The 17,259-nt window shown below is 56.0% G+C and carries 17 protein-coding genes; 4 read left to right on the forward strand and 13 right to left on the reverse strand.

Annotated features, from left to right (window positions below; translation table 11 throughout):
- Window positions 1-15 precede the first annotated feature (15 nt).
- From rapZ to hprK, 5 genes are read right to left on the reverse strand one after another with little or no spacing between them, the layout of a single operon-like run.
- Window positions 16-882, reverse strand: a complete 867-nt coding sequence (gene rapZ / locus IIY41_RS11580) for an RNase adapter RapZ (protein WP_009325805.1) — start codon at window positions 880-882, stop codon at window positions 16-18.
- A 19-nt stretch (window positions 883-901) separates the two neighbouring features.
- Entirely contained in the window at window positions 902-1,807 is a 906-nt protein-coding gene (gene murB, locus IIY41_RS11585) for a UDP-N-acetylmuramate dehydrogenase (protein WP_009325806.1), read from the reverse strand.
- A 17-nt stretch (window positions 1,808-1,824) separates the two neighbouring features.
- The gene (locus IIY41_RS11590; RefSeq protein WP_287400828.1) at window positions 1,825-2,790 is read right to left on the reverse strand and encodes an ROK family protein; all 966 of its coding nucleotides are present in this window, start codon (window positions 2,788-2,790) and stop codon (window positions 1,825-1,827) included.
- Window positions 2,787-3,542, reverse strand: a complete 756-nt coding sequence (locus tag IIY41_RS11595) for a phosphatase (RefSeq protein ID WP_287400830.1) — start codon at window positions 3,540-3,542, stop codon at window positions 2,787-2,789. The genes IIY41_RS11590 and IIY41_RS11595 overlap by 4 nt, the downstream gene beginning before the upstream one ends.
- 43 nt (window positions 3,543-3,585) lie before the next feature.
- Window positions 3,586-4,524 (reverse strand): HPr(Ser) kinase/phosphatase, encoded by a 939-nt coding sequence (gene hprK / locus IIY41_RS11600; RefSeq protein WP_009325809.1) that lies wholly within the window; start codon window positions 4,522-4,524, stop codon window positions 3,586-3,588.
- A 168-nt stretch (window positions 4,525-4,692) separates the two neighbouring features.
- Between hprK and IIY41_RS11605 the strand changes: the two genes are divergently transcribed.
- Both IIY41_RS11605 and IIY41_RS11610 read left to right on the forward strand, forming a co-directional pair.
- Window positions 4,693-5,907 (forward strand): glycosyltransferase, encoded by a 1,215-nt coding sequence (locus tag IIY41_RS11605; protein WP_287400832.1) that lies wholly within the window; start codon window positions 4,693-4,695, stop codon window positions 5,905-5,907.
- 2 nt (window positions 5,908-5,909) lie between these two features.
- On the forward strand, window positions 5,910-7,283 hold the full coding sequence (locus IIY41_RS11610) for an NAD(P)/FAD-dependent oxidoreductase (RefSeq protein ID WP_287400834.1): 1,374 nt from the start codon (window positions 5,910-5,912) through the stop codon (window positions 7,281-7,283).
- An 89-nt stretch (window positions 7,284-7,372) separates the two neighbouring features.
- Here IIY41_RS11610 and IIY41_RS11615 read toward each other — a convergent pair whose 3' ends face one another.
- Genes IIY41_RS11615 through IIY41_RS11625 form a run of 3 tightly spaced genes read right to left on the reverse strand, consistent with a single transcriptional unit; the run spans window position 7,373 to window position 10,942 of the window.
- Window positions 7,373-8,446 (reverse strand): Ger(x)C family spore germination protein, encoded by a 1,074-nt coding sequence (locus IIY41_RS11615; RefSeq protein WP_009325812.1) that lies wholly within the window; start codon window positions 8,444-8,446, stop codon window positions 7,373-7,375.
- On the reverse strand, window positions 8,427-9,482 hold the full coding sequence (locus tag IIY41_RS11620; protein WP_155202273.1) for a GerAB/ArcD/ProY family transporter: 1,056 nt from the start codon (window positions 9,480-9,482) through the stop codon (window positions 8,427-8,429). The genes IIY41_RS11615 and IIY41_RS11620 overlap by 20 nt, the downstream gene beginning before the upstream one ends.
- Entirely contained in the window at window positions 9,479-10,942 is a 1,464-nt protein-coding gene (locus IIY41_RS11625; protein WP_009325814.1) for a spore germination protein, read from the reverse strand. Before IIY41_RS11625 ends, IIY41_RS11620 begins: the two co-directional genes overlap by 4 nt.
- 114 nt (window positions 10,943-11,056) lie before the next feature.
- Between IIY41_RS11625 and IIY41_RS11630 the strand changes: the two genes are divergently transcribed.
- On the forward strand, window positions 11,057-11,734 hold the full coding sequence (locus IIY41_RS11630) for a DUF421 domain-containing protein (RefSeq protein WP_055080847.1): 678 nt from the start codon (window positions 11,057-11,059) through the stop codon (window positions 11,732-11,734).
- A 38-nt stretch (window positions 11,735-11,772) separates the two neighbouring features.
- A complete protein-coding gene (locus IIY41_RS11635; RefSeq protein WP_009325816.1) occupies window positions 11,773-12,141 on the forward strand; it encodes a DUF4363 family protein in 369 nt (122 codons plus the stop codon).
- Here the strand turns inward: IIY41_RS11635 and nrdR are convergent.
- From nrdR to IIY41_RS11660, 5 genes are all read right to left on the reverse strand, one after another.
- Window positions 12,121-12,618: a transcriptional regulator NrdR gene (gene nrdR / locus IIY41_RS11640; RefSeq protein WP_009325817.1), complete on the reverse strand. Its 498-nt coding sequence runs from the start codon at window positions 12,616-12,618 to the stop codon at window positions 12,121-12,123. The genes IIY41_RS11635 and nrdR overlap by 21 nt on opposite strands.
- Window positions 12,615-13,436 carry a sugar phosphate isomerase/epimerase family protein gene (locus IIY41_RS11645; protein ID WP_055080848.1) on the reverse strand — a complete coding sequence of 274 codons (822 nt, stop codon included), beginning with the start codon at window positions 13,434-13,436 and terminating at the stop codon, window positions 12,615-12,617. The genes nrdR and IIY41_RS11645 overlap by 4 nt, the downstream gene beginning before the upstream one ends.
- A 103-nt stretch (window positions 13,437-13,539) precedes the next feature.
- On the reverse strand, window positions 13,540-14,478 hold the full coding sequence (secF, locus tag IIY41_RS11650; protein ID WP_009325819.1) for a protein translocase subunit SecF: 939 nt from the start codon (window positions 14,476-14,478) through the stop codon (window positions 13,540-13,542).
- Window positions 14,462-15,901, reverse strand: a complete 1,440-nt coding sequence (locus IIY41_RS11655; RefSeq protein ID WP_058723541.1) for a preprotein translocase subunit SecD — start codon at window positions 15,899-15,901, stop codon at window positions 14,462-14,464. The genes secF and IIY41_RS11655 overlap by 17 nt, the downstream gene beginning before the upstream one ends.
- A 69-nt stretch (window positions 15,902-15,970) precedes the next feature.
- Window positions 15,971-17,245: an aspartate aminotransferase type Ic gene (locus IIY41_RS11660; protein WP_117472029.1), complete on the reverse strand. Its 1,275-nt coding sequence runs from the start codon at window positions 17,243-17,245 to the stop codon at window positions 15,971-15,973.
- Between the last annotated feature and the right edge of the window lie 14 nt (window positions 17,246-17,259).

Consider the following 17,259-nt stretch of genomic DNA (forward strand, 5'->3'; position numbering starts at 1 on the left):
CCGGGCTGCGCCGGGTTATGTATGGGTGCGCTGGACATCCCGGTGTTCCACGACCGGATGGTACCCCAACTTCTTGACAAACGCGGCCAGCATCTCCGCAAAGGCGATGGAACGGTGCTTGCCGCCCGTGCACCCCACAGCGATGGTAAGCTGGCTTTTGCCCTCTTTCACATAGAGCGGCAGTGCGTATCCTACAAGGTCCTCCATGCGCTGCAGCAGGCCGTGCGCCTCCTCAAACTGCATGATATATTCCACAACCTCTTTGTCCAGGCCGGTTTTGTTTTTCAGCTCAGGGATATAAAACGGGTTGGGCAGGCAGCGGACGTCAAATACGATATCCGCCTCTTTGGGCTGGCCGTATTTGAAGCCGAAGGACGTCACCGTGAGCGCCATCGCGTCCGAGGACCGGTTCACAAACAGAGAGACCACGCGGTCCTTGAGCTGAGCCGTGGAAAACAGCGAGGTGTCGATTTTATAATCCGCCATTTCATACAACGGCGCCAGAATCTCCCGTTCCTGCAGAATGGCTTCATCCGTGGATACCTTAGACGCGATGCTGATGGGATGGCGACGGCGCGTTTCCTTGTACCGCCGCTCCAGCACATCGTTGCGCGCGTCCAAAAACAATATTTTATAGTTCACCCGCCCGGCTTTCAGCTGGCCAAGCGCATTTAGAATATCCTCGGAGGATTTTCCGCCCCGGATGTCCAACACAACAGCCACGCGCTCCAGCGTATTTTCACTCTGCTGGGCAAATTCCATCAGCTTCGCCAGAAGATTCGCCGGAATGTTATCGATGCAGAAAAAGCCGATGTCCTCCAGCGCGTGCATTGCCAGCGATTTGCCCGCGCCCGAAAGCCCGGTCACAATCAATAGGTTCATACGTCCCTTTACCCCATTTTTATTTTACGACTCTGACTTCCTTTTCCAGCCGGAAGCCCGTTTCGTCTGTCACGATCTTGCACACTGTATCCGCAAGGCACAGTACATCCGCGCAGGTGGCGTTGCCCGTGTTCACAATAAAACCGCAGTGCTTTTGGCTCACCTGCGCGCCGCCGATGGCGTATCCCCGCAGCCCGCACTGGTCAATGAGCGCTCCGGCATATGCGCCCTCCGGGCGCTTGAACGTGCTGCCCGCACTGGGCATATCCAGCGGCTGTTTCTCCATGCGGCGGCGGGCGTAATCTGCCATCCGCTCCCGGATGGGGCCTGTGTCGTCTTCCCGCAGCGTAAACGTCGCGGACAGGATGCACCACGGCTCGCGCTCAAAAACAGATGTGCGGTATCCAAGCTGCAGCTCGCCGGCCTGAAGTGTCCGCTCCGCGCCGGTTTCATCCAGAAACGTTGCGCAGGCAAGCACATCCTTTATCTCGCCGCCGTAAGCGCCCGCATTCATATATACGGCGCCGCCCACACACCCTGGGATGCCGTAGGCGAATTCCAGGCCGGACAACCCTTCGTTTGCGGCCGCGATGCACACCTTTGAGAGAGCGGCCCCCGCCTGCGCCGTCACAGAGAGCCCGTTGCATTCGATGTTCCCCAGCACCTCGCCGATGTGGATGACCACGCCGTCGAACCCCTCGTCCGCGAACAGGATGTTCGTGCCCTTGCCCAACAAATAATACCGCACGCCCGCCTGGCGGCAGACGGCAATGGCCCGCGCGAGCTGCCGCTTATTCTGCGGCTCACAGAACAAAGCCGCCGGGCCTCCGATCTGGAAGCTGGTATGGCGCGAAAGCGGTTCGCGGGCAGCGCATGGGATGGATGCCTGGCGGAAAGCCGCAGCGATCTCGTTCAAGTGCTCCATGGGGAATCCCTCCAAAATCATTGATGCTGCGTGGCAAGCCCGGCCGCACCGATAATGCCCGCGTCATTGCGCAGCTTTGCAGTGACGATTTTCGTACGCCGCATGCCCTCTCGGGCGTAATCTTCCTGGTCCACTACCGCCTGCACGGGCGCAAGAAGCGTATCGCCTTCCTTGGATACGCCGCCGCCGATGCAGATGATCTCCGGCTGAAAGATATTGATCAGGTTCGTCAGGCCGCAGGCAACGTATTCCACAAAGTTCTGCACCACCTGCGTGCCCAGTGCATCGCCCGCACGCATCGCGTCAAAAGCCGTCTTGGCATTCACGCGCGCAGGGTCGCCGTGCACATAGCTCCACATGATGTTATCCTTATGCTGTTCCATCGCGGCCAGTGTATCCTCAGCCAGCGCACGGGCGGAAGCATATTTTTCCCAGCAGCCGCGCCGCCCGCACATACAGGGGCGCCCGCCCTTGACGATAACCGTATGCCCGATCTCCGCGCCCGCGGAGTTGAAGCCGGAAAATATCTTTCCGTCGATGATGATGCCGCCGCCGATGCCCGTGCCCAGCGTAACGGCAATGGCGTACTTTGCTCCCTGCGCCGCACCTGCGATGTATTCGCCGTAGGCTGCGGCATTTGCATCGTTCTCAATGTACACGCGGCACGGCAGCAGCTTTTCCATTGCCGATACCAGCGGCCAGTTACGGTAGCCGAAGTTGGCGTTGAACTCCACGACGCCTGTATGCGGGTTCACACTGCCCGGCGTGCCGATGCCCACGGATTCGATCTGCGCGGCCATGTCCAGTCCTGCCCGCTGTGCGAGCTGGCTGCACAACGCGGCGATCTCCGCTTCCACCTCATGCTCAGGCCGCGGCAGATTTGTCTTGCAGGAAACGCTGTCCACGATATGATGTGCTTCATCTACAAGGCCCGCCTTGATATTTGTGCCGCCCAGGTCGACACCGATGGTATATATTTTCATTCTTCTTTACTTCCTTCCAGCAGGTCTGCGACCGGCTTTTGATGTTCTTTCAGCACAGTGATCAGGTTTTCCCGGCTTGCGTTCACCACAAGCTCCTCCGGAAAGTGGATCTCGCGCAGCATGGGCAGCACCGTATCGAACTGGCCCAAATGATAAATGGAATGCGCGTCGGAATTCACGGCGATCTTTGTGCCGTTGCGTTTGCAGGCAAGCGCAAGCTCACGCATGTTTTCCTCGTTGCCCGGACGGACAACAGCGGAATTCGCGTTGATCTCGACCACCTTGCGGCAGCGGGCAAAAGCCCTTGTCACGGCGTCGTAATCATAGCGGTGCCTGCGGCTTTCCGAATGGCCGATGCAATCCACATAAGGGCTTTGCGCAACGTTCAGCCACAGCTGCGTGGCTTCGTCCTCAGAAAGCGAAGGGCATAATGTATCGCTATGGATAGACGCGATCACCCAGTCGAGCTGCATCCGCTCAAATTCCTGCGGCTCGATGTCAAGACTGCCGTCTGTGCCGCGCACATTCGCTTCCACTCCCTTGAGCAACCAGATGCCCTCGATGCGGCTGGGAAGCGTTGTCAGATTGTAAAAATACCAAGGGTGCGGCGCGTCCGGCATAGACGGGCCGTGGTCGGTGAGCGCCGCGGCAAACATCCCAAGCTCACAGGCGCGCCGCGCCATCTCCGTGACGGTATTGAACGCATGGTTCGATACCATTGTATGCATATGAAGGTCTGCAATGATATTCATGAAGGAATTTGCTTCTCTTTCTCGTTAAATTCATGTAAGCAGCTCAGCGCAGGGACGGATCATCCTCGTCCAGCCCCAGGCGGGCAAGCAGCTCGCGCGCCGCATTGTAGCCCATTTTTTTCTGGCGGTTGTTGATGGCCGCCGCCTCCAGGATCACGGCCAGATTGCGGCCGGGCATTACGGGTATCACCGTGCAGGGCAGTTGGATGCCCATAATATCCGTCGTATCTGTCTCAAGGCCTGTGCGACTGTAATTCTTGGTCTTGTCCCACGGCTCCAGCTCCACCACAAGATCCACTTTTTCGCTCATCTTTACCGCGCCGCTGCCGAATACGCGCGCCACATTGATGATGCCCACTCCGCGCAGCTCGATAAAATGGCGGATGTTTTCCGGCGCTGTACCCAAGATCGTGCGGTCAGACACACGGCGCAGCTCCACCGCGTCGTCCGCAATCAGCCGGTGCCCGCGCTTCACGAGCTCCACGGCTGTTTCGCTCTTGCCGACGCCGCTCTCGCCCAGGATGAGAATGCCCTCGCCGTAAATCTCTACAAATACGCCGTGCCGCGTGATGCGCGGCGCCACCTCGACGCTCAGGTTCGAAATCAGCGCGCTCATCAGACTGGATGTATTTTCTGTGGATCGCAGCACGGGTACTTCATACTGGGAAGCGAACTCCAGCACCTCGTCGAACACGGAAAGGTTGCGCGTTACGATAAGCGCAGGCGGCTTTGCCGCGAACAGCGTGTGGATATGGCTGCGGCGTTCGCTTTCCGGCAGCGTGGTAAGATAACCCACTTCGGCGTTGCCGAATATCTGGATGCGGGTGGGGTCAAAGTATTCGTCATAGCCTGTCAGCAGCAGGCCCGGGCGGTTCACATCCGCCGTATAGATAGGGATATTTTTCAGCTCCGTGGGAGTGTAGACCACTTCCAGGCGCAGCTTTTCCACGACCTTGTCCAAAGAAACACTGAACTGCGGCATAGGAACGTCCTCCTTTATCCTATAGGATTCCATTGATAATTCTATTATATATGATTGGAAGAGAGATATCAATTTTGTTTTTGTACAGCCATACGCTTTCTTTCCGAACGATTTTTTGTTATACTGATAATTGTATGGGAACAGCACACCCAAAAGGAGTAATCATTTATGAAGGTAGCTATTTTTACAGAGACCTACTTCCCCTTCATCAGCGGCGTCGTGACGCATATCAAGACGTTGAAGGAGAGCCTGGAGCACGCAGGGCATGAGGTGCTCATCGTCACCACCAGCCCCAAGGCCGTATGCCATTATGTTAAGGATGGTGTTTTGTACTGCCCCGCCATCCCCCTCAAACGCATTTACGGGTATGGACTGTCCAACCCTGTCAACATCCAGCGCCTGCGCATCATTCAGGATTTTGACCCGGACATCATTCATATCCACACCGAGTTCAGCATGGGTATCTTTGCGCAGTTTGCCGCGCGCAAGCTGAAAAAGCCCATCGTCTACACACTGCACACGATGTATGACGATTACATGTTCTATGTCGCGCCTGAACGGTTCCAGAACATGGTCAAGCCGGCCGCTCATGTTTATTTCCGCAAAGTGGCCAACAAGGCCACTGAGATCATCGGCCCGTCTCTGAAGGTAGTGGAGTTCCTGCGCCGGTGCGGCGTAGAGCGGCACATCAATATTATCCCAAATACAGTGGATCTTTCCGACTTTATGCCCGAAAACGTCTCGCGCGACGACGTTGCCGCCATCCGGACAAAACTGGGCATCCGTGACGGGGATACGGCCATGTGTTTTGTGGGCCGTCTGGGCAAGGAAAAAAGCATCGACGTGCTGGTGGAGTTTTTTGCCGCGCATTTCCGCGGGGACGACGCTTACAAGCTGTTCATCATAGGAGACGGCCCGGAAAAGGAAAATCTGGAACGGCAGATCGCCCGTCTGGGCGTAGGTGCTCAGGTTCGTTTGCTTGGCCGCATTGAGCACCAGTTCCTGCCGCCCTATTACCATGCATGCGACCTTTTCATCACCGCTTCATTGTCCGAAATGAATTCCATTTCCATGCTGGAGGCTATGGCCAGTGGACTGTACGTGATCCAGCGGCTGGACATCTACAACAAAAACCAGATCACCCCCGGCGAAAACGGCAACGTCTTTAACACGGCGGAGGAAATGGCTGCGCTGCTGCGCGAGGAAGCCGCTCTTACGCCTGAGCAGCGCGCACTGCGCCGCCAAAAGGTAACAGCGTTTACGCAGCGCTACGGCGAAAAAGAGTTCATCCGTGCGGTGCTCAACGTATATGAGCGCGCAATGGCCGAATATAAGGCCAAGATGAAGATAAAAGCAAAAGCAAAAAGCAAAGGAGTCAGATAATCATGCAGCATTATGACGTTGCGATCATCGGAGGCGGCATCGGCGGACTGATGAGCGCTTACGAGCTTGCCACAAAAGCGCCTGGGGCAAAGGTCGTTCTGTTCGAGAAAGGACACGACATCGAAAGGCGGGCATGCCCCATCGTCACCGGAAAAGCCCCTACCTGTATCAAATGCCCCTCCTGCGCCATTATGGAGGGCCTTGCCGGAGCAGGTGCTTTTTCCGACGGCAAATACGTCATTTCCACAGAATACGGCGGCTGGCTGCCGGATTTTCTGCCTCCCGAACAGGTTTTGGATTACATCGAGCAGGCAGACGGTATTTTGCAGCACTTCGGCGCGCCTGCAGAGCGCTTCATGCCCAACAACGAGCTGAAGAAAAAATGCCTGGAGTATGACCTGCATATGGCGCAGGCCCAGCTCAAGCATCTGGGAACGGACGCCAATTTCGAGACCATGCGAAAAATGGCGGCTTTTCTGAAGGAACATGTAACCATTCTGACGGATACCGACGTGACCGATGTGGACAAAGCCGCTCATACTGTGCATTATGAAGGCAAAGGCGTACAGGACAGCGTCACGGCGGAGCATATCATTTTTGCCGTCGGCCGTGTGGGCAGCCGCTTTTTTGCCAAATGGTGTTCTCAAAACGGTATTCCGCTGAAAAACAACCAGGTGGATATCGGTGTTCGCGTCGAGCTTCCCAGCATGGTATGGGATGATTTTTCCCATAAGATCTACGAGCCAAAAATCTGGTACCGTTCCAAGCAGTACGGAGACGTCACGCGCATGTTCTGCTTCAACGAGCGCGGGCAGGTGGTTATGGAAAACACCTCCGGAGTTCTCACGGTCAATGGCCACGCCTATGTGGATGAAGCCAAAAAGAGCCAGAATTCCAACTTCGCGCTGCTTTCTACCATCCGGTTTACCGAGCCGTTCAAGGAACCTATCGAATATGCCCGCAGCGTCGCAGGGCTTGCAAACCTCATCAGCGGCGGCAGCGTGCTGGTGCAGCGCCTCGGCGACCTGATGGCCGGACGCCGCACAGATGAAAAAAGGCTGGCCCAGAGCACCGTGCGTCCTACACTGAATGCAGTCGCCGGAGATCTGAGCCTTTGCCTGCCCAAACGTCAGTTGGACAACATTGTGGAAACGCTGGCCGCGCTGGACAAGATCGCGCCGGGTACGATGAATTACGACACGCTGCTTTACGGTGTGGAATGCAAATACTATTCCGCCCGTCCCGACTGCACCGATTTTGAACTGGATGGCTGCGAAAAGATCTATGCTGTGGGCGACGGCACCGGCTTCACCCGCTCGCTCAGCCAGGCGGCCGCCCACGGCCTGTATGTGGCAGATAAGATCCTGCGGGATTAAGCCTTTCCCGGCCCCTAAAAGAAAAGCGGCCGCCCCGGAGTATTCCGGGGCGGTTTTTTGTTTTTAGCACAGACGCATGCGCAGGGCCTTTACACGGGTTTCAGCTCTGATGAAAAGTCCACCGTTGCAATGTCGTACAGTGTCCCCGCACGAAGCAGCGCTTCGCAGGCTGCGGTATCATACAGCTTCAGCCACCATGCATAATGGAACGTATCGTTTCCTCTGGCAAATGTCGCTTGGTTGAGCATCTCGGCTTCCCGGTTCAGGTAAGCGTTGATCTCCCGTGTCATTTCCGCTTCTTCTTTGTCCGCAACGGGGGCTCCGTCTACCGTTACATCGTCCAGCTTTCCGGTCAGACACACTTCAAGATGCGGTGCGCCGCCTGCAGTGGAAGCTGTATGCGTAAGCTGCAGCTGCTGTGTCCGGAATGATACGACCCGTCCCTCGATCTGTGTGTTCACTGTAAGCTGCCGTGCCTTCCCATTCAGCAGAAGAAACATCTGCATTGCAGCGTCCTCCAAAACAGCATAGGGTGCGCCGCTGCGAAACAGCACCATTTGCCGGACCCCGCGAAACTCCTTCTCTTCTTTGGAAAATGAAAACACGGGAAGATATCCGTCCAGACCGCCTGTTCCCGAAAGATTGATCTCAAAAATGCTTTGCGTACGATCCTGCTCATCGGCTCCCATTCCGATCAGCCGTTCGCCTTCTCTCACTACATCGCTGATCACGTCCTCGCATTCAGACAGCTCTTCCGCCGTCAGCGGCGTTAAAAACGCAGCAAGATTTGGACGCGCGGCGTTTTCGTCTGCAAAATAAGAAAGGTACGGCGTTACATTGCGCGCGGCGCCGGGCCCCAAAAGCAAAATCTCATTCTGGGCATAAAACGGTTTTTTGTTTTGCTGCTGTTCCGCCTTGTACAGAGCTTCTTCAATGCTCTTTCCCTGCGCCGTATAAATTTTAGCCTGCCCTTCCACCGAGGCCGTATCAGAATTCGGCGCACAGGTGAACACCACCAGTCCAGCCTGCACCTGCCCGCCGGACTCGTCCAGGTACACCATCTTCACAATGGCGCGTTCCCCCAGACTGCGGCTTTGCTTACAGCCGCACAGCAGCATCAAAAGCAGTGTCAACGCAATTATTTTATACGCGTTTTTTTGCATAGAAGCCCTCCATTACACAGCCGTACACCACCGTACATGCCAGCAGCACGGCCGTACCTGCCGTGAGTACCGCGCGCAGCGTCTCAGGCGGCGCGCCCGCACATACGGCCAGCAGCACGGCAAGCAATCCCACAGCATATCCGCAGGTTTTGCCTCCGCGCTGGCTATGGGGCAGCAGCGGTGTAAGGGCGCTCTGCACGCCGTAGGCGAGCGCTGCTACCTTACACAGCTCCGCCAGCATCCACGCAGCAATGTGCAGAGCATCCAGACGGCGGAATACAGAAATGCTGCCCAGACGTGAAAGCGTATGGATGGTCTGCTGCTGCAGCTGCGCTTTCATACCCAAAACCGCCTCGGAGCAGAACGTCAGTCCGATATAAAATACGCACAGCAGCGCCAGCGTTTTGAGCAGCGGCCGGCGCTTCTCCCGGTTTGCATGCAGGCTCAGCAGACAGAACAACGGCAATTCCGGCGGCAGCGTAAAACCGCGCGCGGCCGTCCGCAAAACCTCTGGAAAATCAAATGGCTGAAAGGTAAGGTTCGACAGATGCACGCCGCCCAGGTTGGAGACCAGCATCAGTGCCATAGAGAGTAAAAAGAGGCCTGCGGCCAGACCGAGCACACGTACGATGCTTTCCAGCCCGCACCGCAGCGCATAAAACACCACAAGAAGAAACAGCCCGTATACCAACAGCTGCGGCATCGGCTCGTCGCTCACATAGCGAAAAAATGCCTCGGAACGCACCATCGCTGCCGCTCCCCCGGCGGCGAACAGCACCGCCGAAAGCGTGAGCAGCGCCTTGGACCCAAACGTAACGCCGCCCTTCAGCGTGGTGAAGGCTTCGCGCCGCAGCAACCCCAGCACGGGCAGAAGCAGTATGCTGACTACAGCCGTGTTGAGGACAGCGGCCAAAATCGCAATCTGCGCGCCCGCCGAGCCTCCGGAGGTAAATGGGCGCACAGCCATATCCACCGCCAATGAGAGGAACACCAGTGTACAGAGCTGTTTTGCGCTCACTGTTGTATGCTCGTTCATTGCGTCTCCCCCGTTTCCTTTCCGGGCAGCTGGTCAATGGAAAAATCTGCCCGCGCCAGCGTATGCCAGTTGCGCCGCAGCAGGCCGTCCCTCCAAAATGCACTGCTGCCCGGCGCGATGGGCGCTGTATACGGGATACCGAAAGAATTCATACCGCACATCCCCAGCAGCATACAAAACAGCAGCGTAACGATACCCAAAGGCCCCAGGAGGCCGCCGGCCAATATATACAGGATGCGCAGCACTGTGATCGGCTCGTACAGCGATGGCACTACAAAGGTGCAGATCGCTGTCATTGCGGCCACGATGACCACAGGTGTGCCCACAATGCCTGCGCTGACGGCAGCATCCCCTACGATGAGCGCCGCCACAAGGCTCACCGAATGGCCGATGGGCTTGGGCAGACGCAGCCCTGCCTCCCGCACGATCTCCAGCAGAAAATTGACAAACAGTGCTTCCATAAACAGCGGCAGCGGCGTGGCAAGCTCCGCAGACGCAACTTTGTACAGCAGTTCCGGCGGCAGCAGCTCCGGCGTGAAATTCGCAACGGACACGAACACGCCCGGCAGCATCACCGCGATGAGGAACGCAGAGTATTTCAGAATGCGGATAAGCGATGCAAAGTATGCTTTTTCGGAATAGTCGTCCATGCTCTGAAAATTCTCATTGAAAAAATAAGGCACGATCATAGCGAAAGGGCTTCCATTCGCCATGATAATGATTTTCCCCTCGCAGATTTTTGCGCAGGCAGTATCCGGCCGTTCCGTGTATCCTACCGATTGAAAAAATGAAAATCGGCTTTTCTGCAAAAACGCCGCCAGATAACCGGTATCGAACAAAAACGGCAGCTTAACCGATTCCAGCCTGCGCTTCACAGTGGAAAGCATCTGCTTCGGGACAAGCTGTGTGTTGTATAAAAGCGCAATTTCCGTTTTGGTATGTTCCCCCACTGTCATCGTTTCCACCATCAGCTCACCGCTGCGTATCAGACGCCGCATCAAGCTGATGTTCACACGAAGCGGTTCTGTAAAGCCTTCCCGCGAGCCACGGACATTCCCTTCCCCGCTTGGCTCCTGCACCGAGCGGAACTGCATGCTCTGTGTAGAAAGAACCAGCCCCCGTGCTACGCCGTCGATCAGAATGACACTGGTGCCCGCCGTCAGCTGCGCACGCGCATCTTCCACACAGACAACGCTTTTGCTCTCCAGCGGAATGGCCGTCTGCTTGAGGATATAGTCAAACAGCTCTTCCGGAGTCTCCGGCTGAACGTCCGGCTTACTCAAAACGTCGAGCATCATGATCCAGAGCCGCTCTATACTGGAAAGCCCCTCAAACATGCAAATACAGGCCGGATATCCCATCAGTGTGATATCCTTTGTATAAAAATCCGTCGCTGTGCCGAACAGTCCCTTGAGCGCGAGCTTGTTGTCCAAAAGGCTTGTCGTTAATGTCTGTTCCAAATGCATCCCCTCCCGTGCCCTTAGTATGGCGGGAGCAGGATAAATTTAGTCAAACCGGGCAACATTCAATAACAGCGGCCCGCTGTGGGCCAATACATTGAAAAGGAGTCCGCCATGGCAATCCTGCTGTTCCGCACCTTGCTCGTTTATGTGCTCATTATCGGCGCAATGCGCCTGATGGGCAAAAAACAGCTCGGCGAGCTGCAGCCCTCCGAGCTTGTTTCCACAATTTTGATTTCCAATCTTGCTTCTATCTCAATTGAATCGCCGGAGCTCCCGCTCATCGGAAGCGTGGTTCCCGTGTTCATCATTGTCGCAACGGAAATACTCCTGTCCGCGCTGTGTGTGCGGTCCCGACGCGCTGCAAAGCTGGTCTCCGGCAGCCCGCGCGTCATCATCCGGAACGGCGTGATCGACCAAGCCACTTTGTTCGATCTGCGCTTTACCGTGGACGACCTGCTGGAAGCGCTGCGTGGCAAGGACGTATTTGAGCTTTCAGATGTCGCTTTCGCCATTGTGGAAACCAATGGAAGCGTGAGCGTGCTGAAAAAGTTTCCGCGCGATACGCCCTGCAACAAAGACCTTCACATTGAACCGCCCACGGCAAAGCAACCGTCACTTCCTTTGCTGGTGGACGGCGTGCTGAATCCCGTCAATATGCGGCTTTACTCTGTGGATGCGGACTGGATAGACGCTCAGTGCCGCAATGCGGGGCTCGCACGGAAGGACGTGCTTTTATTTTTGTGCAACGACGCCAAAGAGACGAGTATCGTAAAAAAAGAAAGCCGGTAAAAACCGGCTTTCCGCATCGTTTTTAAGGAGATGTTTTCATGCGCAGGATACGCATTGCGATCTTTATTCTGCTGCTTGCCGCAGCGCTTTCGGCCGCCAGCCACTTTGCAGTTTTTCGTGTAACACAATCTGTCCAGGCCCAGCTTTCCGGGATACGCGAAGCCGCAGGCGCGCAGAATTACGAAAACGCCGCACACCAAATCGACGCATTGCTGGAATACTATGAAACACGCCAGCATCTGCTGGAATTCTTCATCCGGCGTGAAACCGTCACATCCGCTTCAGTCAGCCTGCATGGCCTGTCAGCCTATGCGAACGGCGAAACCATACAGGACCTGTTCAGCGAGATCGACAAAGCAAGCGAGCAGATCCATGCCATGGAGCATTTATTTTTCAGCATCTTCTGACGCGGTGTCACGTCCCTGTGTGGCACGCTTATTCAGCAGGTCCTTCAATTCGTCCATAAAGGTGTTGATATCTCCGAACTGGCGATATACCGACGCAAAGCGCACATAAGCTACTTCGTCGATATTTTTCAGCTCCTGCATGGCAAGTTCGCCCACATGAATGGACGTGATCTCCCGCTCGTAGGAATTGAGCAGCGCCTGTTCGATATTGTCCACGGCGTCCTCCAGCATCTGATACGACACCGGCCGCTTTTCGCAGGCCCGCATCATCCCGTTCAGCAGCTTCTGACGGTTGAACGCTTCACGCGACTTATCCTTTTTCACCACCATAAGAGGCACGGTCTCCACGATCTCGTAGGTGGTGAACCTTTTTTGACATACAAGACACTCCCGGCGGCGGCGGATGCGTTCTCCGTCGTCAGCCGGCCGGGAATCGATCACTTTGGAGTCTATCTCACCGCAATAAGGACATTTCATGGGCACTGCTCCTTTTCCGAGCCGGATGCTACGGAGCATCCGGCATAAATTTTGTTCACCATCGCCGCAGAAGCCAGCAGCTCATCCATTGAGGAAAAACCGCTTCGGTACAGCTCGATGATGATGTCTCCCGCAAAACCGCCGCGCCTGAGTTCCCTGAAAAACGGTTCAAGTGCCAAGCCGCCCGTACCCGGCGCTGTACAGTCGTTTTGCTGTGTATAATCGCTCAAATGGACATGCGCGATTTTTCCGCGCATCGCATCCAGCATTTCCTCCAGCTGCACTCCGGCACGCCGCTGCTGCTTTACATCCAGAACAAATGAGACATCGTCCCCCGTATATTCCCGCATTTGACGCACATATTCCGGCAGGCCGCATTTGCAGCGCACCACGTTTTCCTGACAGAAATCAACGCCATATTCCCGCGCTGTCCTGCGCAGCAGCAGATAATTTTCGCAATGCCTTTGAAACGGAAACGGCGTCTGCCTGTAATCGCCGTGGAACACCACGCGTGGGATTCCCAGCACACGGCATACCTCAAAATAACGCCGATAGATACGCAGGCCGTCCTCCAACCTGCCGCCGTATTCAGAAGCGAAGAAAAATGTTTCCATCCCCGACGTAAAGGGGTGCAGAGCGGCGGCGCGCATGCCCGCATCCTGAAGGACCGACCGCAGGCGCTCTGTATAAGAAAGCTCCAGTTCACTGAATGTGTTGAGAAAGATCTCCACCGTTTCCACGCCTGCGCCGCGCAGTGCGGACAGCGCCTCTGCTGTTTCCTGCGGGTAAAAGCAGGAAGTGGATATTCCGCACTGCATGGTCAAAACACCTCGCTTGATTGCTCTTATTATGGCACAGTCCCGGCCTTTTTGCAAGCAAAAAGCGGACGCATCCAAGATACGTCCGCTTGGTATTCCCTATTCAGGCCTTTTTCTTGCGGGGCTTCGCTTTTTTGTGCAATTCCCATTCCACCCACAGCGGGCCGGCAATACAGATTGTGCTGTAAACACCGGAGATCATGCCAATGATGAGCGGGAACGCAAATGTAAAGATACTGTCCAACCCGAACACCACAGACACGACGCATACAGTACCCAACGCCAGCAGCGTGGAAATGGTCGTATTGATGGAGCGGCGCAGGCTCTGATTGATGCTGTTGTTCACAAGCGTGGCAAAATCCATCGAATTACCGTACAACTGGCGGTTCTCACGCACACGGTCATAAATAACGACTGTATCATTGATGGAATAACCCAAGATCGTGAGCAGTGCCGCAATAAAGTTCCCGTTGAGGGGGATGCGCATGACGACGAACACGCCATATACCACGATCAGGTCATGCACCAGAGCCACAACAGCCATGCTGCCCGCAGGCCAGCCGCCGATTTTCTTAAAGCGGACGGCGATGTAGACCAAGATCAACAGCGAAGCCGCCACAACGGCCACGATGCTCTTGGCAAAGAACTCCTTACCGATGGTCGGGTCCACATTATTCAGCGAAAGCTGGCGAAAGCTGTTATCCGAATAGTTTTCTTCCAGCCTGACACTCAAGGCTTCCACTGTGGCGGTTTCCACCGTCTGTGTGCCCGGCATGGAAATCGTCAGCGTCTGTGCGTCGGACGCAATGCTGCTGCCGGTCTGCAGCGTTACGTTGCTGCCCAGCGTACTTTCAATATCCTTTTGCACCGCAGAGATATCCAGCTCACCCGTATAGCTGTAGGTAAGCATCGCGCCGCCTTTGAACTGGATATCCATTTCAACGCCGAAAATCACGCTGAACAGAAGAATGAATACGATCAGCACGGCGGAAAAGATGAAGAACTTTTTGCGGTTCCCAACGATGTCATACTGTTTTTTCATTCTTTACCCCTCCATACAAAACCGGGTTGCGCATGCATTTCAGCTTGGAGATGCCCTTCAGCATCACGCGCGTGCAGATAACGCCGAACACAAAGTTCAGCAGCACGCCCACCAGCAGCGTATACCCGAAGGAATAGATCGTGCCCGCCGTAGAGGGGCCGAAGGCAAAGAAGATCGGCTTGAGCATCCTGGCGAAAAAGCCGTCTGTGGGGCCAAACGCACCCATCAGCATCACCGCGACGATGATGACCGTGACGTTGCCGTCGATGACCGGCGCAAGGCCGCGGTCGAAGCCGGCGCGGATGGCGCCGTCGATGCTCTTGCCGGAGCGGATCTCCTCCTTGATACGCTCGGCGGCGATGACGTTGGCGTCAACACCCATACCGATGGCAAGGATGATGCCCGCGATGCCCGGCAGCGTCAGCGTGAAGCTGTTGAGCACAGAGAAATAGCCGGATACGAATGCCAGCGTCATGGCCGTCTGCCCCAACAGCGCAATAACCGCCACCGCGCCGGGCAGACGGTAATTCGCAATCATGAACAGCGCCACCAGCACGAACGCGACCACGCCTGCGATCACCATGGCCTGCAGCGAGTTTGCTCCCAGGCTGGGGCTGATCGTGCTGTAATTCTCGGCCGTAAGCGCAAACGGCAGCGCGCCGGAATTGATCTTGTTTGCCAGAGAGATGGCTTCGTCGCGCGTCTTGTCATCCGAACCGTTCAGTGTGATCATGGCGTTTCCGTCCGTGATTGCAGAGTTAACGGTGGGATAAGAGATCATCGTGTCGTCCATCCAGATAGAGATGGTTCCCTTGGACTCCGAAAGGCGCGTGGTGGCCTCGGCAAAGCTCTCTTTGCCGGAATCGTTGAGTTCCAGCGAAACATAATACTGGCCGTATGTAGCGCTGTTCGCATTGTTGTCCACGGCAGCGGTCGCGCTTTTGATGTCCTTGCCCTCAAGGATGATGTTCTCCGCCGTCACACCTGTGGGCTTGCCCTCGCTGTCCACTTCTTTACCCTCGCGGAATGTGAGCACCGCAGTGGCGCCGATCTCCTGGATCGCGGACTCGGGGTTGAAATCCGTCTCACCTTCCTTCCACGGAAAACGAACGATGATACGGTCCTTATTGTAATCCGTATACACTTCGTTGTCCGTGATGTTCAGGTTCACAAGGCGCTGCTGGATGACGGACTCCGCCGCGGCCATCTGCTCGTCCGTTGCGTCGTAGTCGTCGGCCGGCATGAACGTCACGTCCACGCCGCCTCGGATGTCGATGCCGAAGCGGATGTCCTGCGCGCCCTTCACCCAAATTTTTGTTGTGTCGCCATACTGCGTGCTGATGCCCAGGAACGCGGTAAACGCGAACACGACGATCAGGACCGCAACAACAAAAAATTGCCAGGGTTTCCCTTTTGTCTTCATGGTGTTCCTCCAGAAATGAAATTATCTATCCTACCGCGGCGCGGGGCCCAGGCGCAAAGCGCCGGGACATCACTGCCGCTGCAATAGCTTTTCCAGCGTGGCGATACGCACACACACGCACAACAGCCGGGAAGCGGTCTCCAGTTCATCCAGCGGCGGGAACGTGGGCGCGATACGGATGTTGCTGTCCTGCGGGTCCACGCCGTAAGGATAAGCGGCCCCGGCATCCGTCAGCACAACGCCTGCTTCCCTGCACAGCTGGACCGTACGTTTGGCACATCCGCCGAGCGTATACAGGCTGAGGAAATAACCTCCGTTGGGCTTTGTCCAGCGGGCAATACTTCCACAGCCGGAGAGGCCCTCGTCCAATATCGCGAGCACGGCCCTGAACTTCGGCTCCAGAAGCGCACGGTGCTTTTCCATATGGGCGGCCAAACCATCCATATCCTTCAGAAAACGTATATGACGAACTTGGTTCAGCTTATCAAAGCTGATGATCATCGGGAACATGTTTTTAAGGATATAGTCGATGTTGCGGCGGCTGGCGGCCATTGCAGCTACGCCTGCGCCCGGGAATGTCACCTTGCTCAGTGAACAGAACATCAAGGCACGGTCCTCATGGCCGGCCTTGCGGCATTCTTCCAGCATGTTCAAGATCACGTCATGGGTATCGGTCAAATGATGCACGCAGTATGCATTGTCCCACATGATCTTGAAATCAGGCGCGGCGGTTTCCATCGCGGCCAGCCGGCGCACGGTTTCATCACTGTAACTGTATCCGTCCGGATTGGAATACAGCGGCACGCACCAGATTCCCTTTACCGCCTCATCCTTCACAAGCGCTTCCACACAGTCCATATCCGGCCCTGTGGGAAGCATGGGAACGGTGATAAGCTCAAATCCGAAATATTCCGTCACACGGAAGTGACGGTCGTAGCCCGGCGCAGGGCACAAAAATTTAGGCCTGCCGCACGCATTCCACGCGGCAGGGCTATCGGCAAAGCCCAGGCGCCATCCCAGGTCGATCAGGTAATACATCATATTCAGGCTGGAGTTTCCGCCCACGATCACCTCATCCGGCTGTGCGCCCAGAATATCGGCAAAAAAGCGGCGTGCCTCCGGCATGCCTTCCAGGTTGCCGTAATTGCGCGAATCGATCCCCGTCTCACCTTTGTAATCCGTGATGGTAAGCAGGTCCATCGAAAGATCCAACTGGTCCGGCGCGGGTTTCCCGCGTGACATATCAAGCTTCAAACCTTTCGCCGCATACTCCTCATAAATCTTGCGCAGGCTGTCCAGTTCCTGCGCGCACTGCCGGCTGTCCATAGCAAAATAATCTGCCATGTTTCTTTTCCCCT

The organism is Ruthenibacterium sp., assembly GCF_017421385.1.
Lineage (GTDB): Bacteria > Bacillota > Clostridia > Oscillospirales > Ruminococcaceae > Ruthenibacterium > Ruthenibacterium lactatiformans.

Coding starts and splice junctions, on each gene's coding strand:
- rapZ (WP_009325805.1), bottom strand. CDS start 882: ATGAACCTATTGATTGTGACCGGGCTTTCGGGCGCGGGCAAATCGCTG.
- murB (WP_009325806.1), bottom strand. CDS start 1,807: ATGGAGCACTTGAACGAGATCGCTGCGGCTTTCCGCCAGGCATCCATC.
- IIY41_RS11590 (WP_287400828.1), bottom strand. CDS start 2,790: ATGAAAATATATACCATCGGTGTCGACCTGGGCGGCACAAATATCAAG.
- IIY41_RS11595 (WP_287400830.1), bottom strand. CDS start 3,542: ATGAATATCATTGCAGACCTTCATATGCATACAATGGTATCGAACCAT.
- hprK (WP_009325809.1), bottom strand. CDS start 4,524: ATGCCGCAGTTCAGTGTTTCTTTGGACAAGGTCGTGGAAAAGCTGCGC.
- IIY41_RS11605 (WP_287400832.1), top strand. CDS start 4,693: ATGAAGGTAGCTATTTTTACAGAGACCTACTTCCCCTTCATCAGCGGC.
- IIY41_RS11610 (WP_287400834.1), top strand. CDS start 5,910: ATGCAGCATTATGACGTTGCGATCATCGGAGGCGGCATCGGCGGACTG.
- IIY41_RS11615 (WP_009325812.1), bottom strand. CDS start 8,446: ATGCAAAAAAACGCGTATAAAATAATTGCGTTGACACTGCTTTTGATG.
- IIY41_RS11620 (WP_155202273.1), bottom strand. CDS start 9,482: ATGAACGAGCATACAACAGTGAGCGCAAAACAGCTCTGTACACTGGTG.
- IIY41_RS11630 (WP_055080847.1), top strand. CDS start 11,057: ATGGCAATCCTGCTGTTCCGCACCTTGCTCGTTTATGTGCTCATTATC.
- IIY41_RS11635 (WP_009325816.1), top strand. CDS start 11,773: ATGCGCAGGATACGCATTGCGATCTTTATTCTGCTGCTTGCCGCAGCG.
- nrdR (WP_009325817.1), bottom strand. CDS start 12,618: ATGAAATGTCCTTATTGCGGTGAGATAGACTCCAAAGTGATCGATTCC.
- IIY41_RS11645 (WP_055080848.1), bottom strand. CDS start 13,436: ATGCAGTGCGGAATATCCACTTCCTGCTTTTACCCGCAGGAAACAGCA.
- secF (WP_009325819.1), bottom strand. CDS start 14,478: ATGAAAAAACAGTATGACATCGTTGGGAACCGCAAAAAGTTCTTCATC.
- IIY41_RS11655 (WP_058723541.1), bottom strand. CDS start 15,901: ATGAAGACAAAAGGGAAACCCTGGCAATTTTTTGTTGTTGCGGTCCTG.
- IIY41_RS11660 (WP_117472029.1), bottom strand. CDS start 17,245: ATGGCAGATTATTTTGCTATGGACAGCCGGCAGTGCGCGCAGGAACTG.